The sequence below is a fragment of the Mesorhizobium sp. M2A.F.Ca.ET.037.01.1.1 genome, from assembly GCF_003998075.1.
Classification (GTDB): Bacteria; Pseudomonadota; Alphaproteobacteria; order Rhizobiales; family Rhizobiaceae; genus Mesorhizobium.
Window position 1 is genome coordinate 1 of the sequence record NZ_RZSA01000688.1, and the last position, 3,722, is coordinate 3,722.

Annotated in this window: 5 protein-coding genes; all 5 read left to right on the forward strand. The window is 62.9% G+C overall.

Annotated elements, in window-relative coordinates; all coding sequences use genetic code 11:
• The coding region (locus tag EOA27_RS27000) for a DUF736 family protein (protein ID WP_245491169.1) at window positions 1–315 on the forward strand (315 nt) is incomplete at its 5' end.
• Window positions 316–497: 182 nt separating this feature from the next.
• Window positions 498–737 (forward strand): helix-turn-helix domain-containing protein, encoded by a 240-nt coding sequence (locus tag EOA27_RS27005; protein ID WP_126079632.1) that lies wholly within the window; start codon window positions 498–500, stop codon window positions 735–737.
• Window positions 734–1,282 (forward strand): conjugative transfer signal peptidase TraF, encoded by a 549-nt coding sequence (gene traF / locus EOA27_RS27010; protein ID WP_127257694.1) that lies wholly within the window; start codon window positions 734–736, stop codon window positions 1,280–1,282. Before EOA27_RS27005 ends, traF begins: the two co-directional genes overlap by 4 nt.
• On the forward strand, window positions 1,270–1,956 hold the full coding sequence (locus EOA27_RS27015; RefSeq protein ID WP_127257696.1) for a lytic transglycosylase domain-containing protein: 687 nt from the start codon (window positions 1,270–1,272) through the stop codon (window positions 1,954–1,956). Before traF ends, EOA27_RS27015 begins: the two co-directional genes overlap by 13 nt.
• Before the next feature lie 187 nt (window positions 1,957–2,143).
• Window positions 2,144–3,722 (forward strand): VirD2 family relaxase/mobilization nuclease (locus tag EOA27_RS27020; RefSeq protein WP_127257698.1); only part of this gene is annotated, 1,579 nt, incomplete at its 3' end.

The following is a 3,722-nucleotide window of genomic DNA, read 5'->3' on the forward strand; positions in this document are numbered from 1 at the left end:
ATCGGATACGTCACCAAGCAGGAGAACGGCAGCTACAAGGGCCAGCTCAAAACGCTCAGCGTCCGCGCCGACATCGCCATCGTGCCCAATCAGGCCAAGAGCGCCGACAGCCAGCCCGACTTCCGGGTGCTCACGCAAGGGGTCGAAGTCGGCGCCGGCTGGGTCAGGACCGGCGAGGCTTCCGGCAAGGACTATGTGAGCCTGTCGATCGCAGCACCCGAGTTCGGACCACGAAAACTCTACGCCAATCTCGGCCGCGCAGCCGGCCAGGACGATGACGAGACCTACGCCATCATCTGGAACCCGGCCGACTGATCGGCCCAAGGCCAAAAGCCCTCGCGCCCCGGCGCGGGGGCTCTCGACCAGACCGGGTTCCAGCCCGAACAGAGCCCGCCCAAGGAGCGGCGAAAACTCCTGACCGACTCTTCGCCCGTCCCGCAAGCGCTCTCGCTCGCTGATCCTCGCTCCCGCCTTCCATCGGCGAAACGAGGATCATCATGGACGACGAAAACGAACGCGCTGCTCGCGCCAAAAAGGGCAGTCCGTTCCTCAACACGGCGCAGGCTGCCTTCTATATCGGCCTTTCCCAACGGACGTTGGAAAAGATGCGGATCAAGGGCCACGGCCCAAAGTTCCGCAAGCACGGCCGCTTCGTCCGCTACCACATAGACGAGCTCGACGAGTGGTCGAAAGGCCGCCAGAACGAGACCGTTTCAGATGAGGGAGGCCGCTCATGAGCCGGCAGGCCTCCATCCATCTTATTGGCAACGGGTTGCGCCGAATTCGGGCACGCAAGGTGATCGTCAGCACTGCGATTGGCCTAGCGCTAATCGGCCTTTCCGTCTTCGCCAAACCTTCGCCCTGGCTCGTTTGGAACGCCTCGGCAAGTGCGCCGGTTGGCCTCTATCGCGTCCTCGCTGGAGACCCAGCGCGTGGCGATTTGGTGCTTGCCCGCACCCCGGACTTCATCGCCGATCTTGCTGCTCAACGCGGCTATCTGCCCCGCAATGTGCCGCTGGTGAAGCGCGTTGTTGCGCTGTCAGGCGAGCATGTCTGCGCCTTCAATGAGGCGATCATCATCGCCGGCAAGATCGTCGCGCGTCGCCTCGCGACCGACACGCGGGGCCGTACGATGCCGTGGTGGAACGATTGCCGCGCGCTCTCGGGCAACGAGGTCTTCCTGCTTAATGGCGCGGCGACTCGTTCTTTCGACAGTCGATATTTCGGGCCGGTTCCGACCAAAAAAATCATCGGGAGGCTCGAGCCGCTATGGACCGAGTGACCCTGCTGATGCTTGGCATGATCGCTGTCACGCCATGCGCCTGTTCCGCCTCGACCGGCGCTGAGCCGGTCGCTATCTCCCTAAGTCCGCAGCTTGGAAAATGGCAGCAGTTCGTAGCGGAAGCAAGCCAACGTTTCCGTGTTCCCGAAAGCTGGATATATGCCGTCATGGACGCGGAGAGCAGCGGCAGAACCGTGCTCGATGGGCGACCGATTACCTCGCGCGCCGGCGCCATGGGCCTCATGCAAGTGATGCCCAAAACCTATCGTGACATGCGCGTCGAGCACGGTCTGGGCGCCGATCCCTACAATCCGCGCGACAATATCCTGGCGGGAACCGCCTACCTTCGCGCCATGTATGACCGCTTCGGATTCCCTGGCCTCTTCGCTGCCTACAACGCCGGACCGGAGCGATACGACGACCATTTGCAGCGCGGACGACCGCTGCCGTCCGAGACCGTCGATTATCTCAGAAAGCTCACTGCGGCCGGTGTTTCGGCCGCGGAGATGGACGAGTTCAAGGCGAAATTCCGTGGTGAGAAAGCGTCGAAAATCTCCTCCGGGCGCGAGTTGTTTTTCCTGAAGAATGGCGTTTCCGCGAGCGGTTCGACCGGCGGAATTCTGGTGCCGCTTGGACCGGAGCAAGCAGGATCAGAGCGGCCGGTCAGCAGGTGAGAGCGGGCGTGCCATGCGGTTGCTGCGGGGTAGAACGAGGGATTCGCGGAAGGCAAGATAAAGACACCGCCTCTACAAGGCGGTCAAGTCTTTGTCTGCACATCATTTTCCCAGGAGGCTGCCTGCGGCACCAGGAGGCTGTGACCCGCAAGCCGCTGATGTTGCTAAAGCGTTTCGGGAGGCTTGCATGACGGACGACGAGTTCAGGCCAAAGCTTGGCAAAATCGGGTCGCGCGGCTCGAAGGCAGGAAAACGTTTCGCCGGCCAGCTCCGGGCAGCAATCAACCGAGCCGGCGGCCAGTCTCGGCGCGGTGGCCGCTTCACCGGAAGTCGAATTGGACGAGGCGGAGCGGCTGCCGTGCTGCTGAAATCACGCGACCGCTACGCCGCCTACCGGCAGCAACGGGTTGTAGTCAAGGCACGGCTCGTCAAGCTGGCCGGCAAGGGTTCGGACGGAGCGCGTGCGCATCTGCGATATCTCCAGCGCGACGGCGTCACCCGGCAAGGCGAGCCCGGCGAGCTCTACGGTCCTGACAGTGACCGGGTCGAGGGCAAGGACTTCATCGATCGGGCGGAGGGCGATCGGCATCAGTTCCGCTTCATCGTCGCCGCCGAAGACGGCATTGCATATGACGACCTCAAGCCACTGACCCGGCGCCTTATGGTGCAGATGGAAGAAGATCTCGGCACCAAGCTCGATTGGGTTGCCGTCGATCATTTCAACACTGGCCATCCTCACACCCACATCATGGTCCGCGGCAAGGATGATCGCGGCGAGAACCTTGTTATCGCGCGCGACTACATATCAGCTGGCCTGCGCGAGCGGGCGGCGGAACTGGTGAGCCTCGACCTCGGCCCGCGCACCGACCACGAGATCGAGCAGCGCCTGCTACAGGAGATGGAGCAGGAGCGCTTCACCGGCATCGACCGGCGGCTTCTACAAAAGCGCGACAACCACGGACTTGTCTCGCCGGATGGCCGCGACGTGTTTCGCCACACGCTGCATCAGGGCCGCTTACGCAAGCTGGAGCGAATGGGATTGGCCGAAGAGGTCGTTCCGGGGCGGTGGCGCCTGGACGATGAGCTCGAAGCAACGCTGCGTCGCTTGGGCGAGCGCGGCGATATCATCAAGACCATGCATCGCGAACTGACCAGCAAGGGAATCGCGCGCAGTGCCGCTGATTATGTTGTCCACGATGCAGAACAGAATACCGAGCCTGTTGTCGGCCGCGTTGTTGCTCGTGGACTGGCAGACGAAATCCAAGATCGGCATTACCTCATCGTCGACGGCCTGGACGGCAAAAGCCACTACATCGACATCGGCAAAGGCGAGGCGACGGAGCCTACGCATGACGGCTGCATTGTCCGTATCACGTCGCGGAACAACGAGCCCAGACGGGTCGACCGCACGATCGCGGACATCGCAGCGGCGAATGGCGGGCGCTACAATGTCGATATTCATCTGAGGCTCGATCCTTCCGCCACCGAACGCTTTGCCGAGACGCATGTGCGGCGGCTGGAAGCGATCCGGCGAGCCACCGGAGGCTTGGAGCGCCAGCCGGACGGAACCTGGATCATCGCGCCGGATCATCTCGATCGGGTCGCCGACTATGAGCGCCAGCGGGCGAGGGCCGAGCCTGTCGTCATTGAGAGGCTCTCTTCTATACCGCTGGACAAGCAGGTCGGCTTCGACGGCGCCACCTGGCTGGACCGGGAGTTGGTTTCCAATCAACCGACGGCCTTGCGCGACTCCGGCTTCGGCCGTG

Coding starts and splice junctions, on each gene's coding strand:
- EOA27_RS27005 (WP_126079632.1), top strand. CDS start 498: ATGGACGACGAAAACGAACGCGCTGCTCGCGCCAAAAAGGGCAGTCCG.
- traF (WP_127257694.1), top strand. CDS start 734: ATGAGCCGGCAGGCCTCCATCCATCTTATTGGCAACGGGTTGCGCCGA.
- EOA27_RS27015 (WP_127257696.1), top strand. CDS start 1,270: ATGGACCGAGTGACCCTGCTGATGCTTGGCATGATCGCTGTCACGCCA.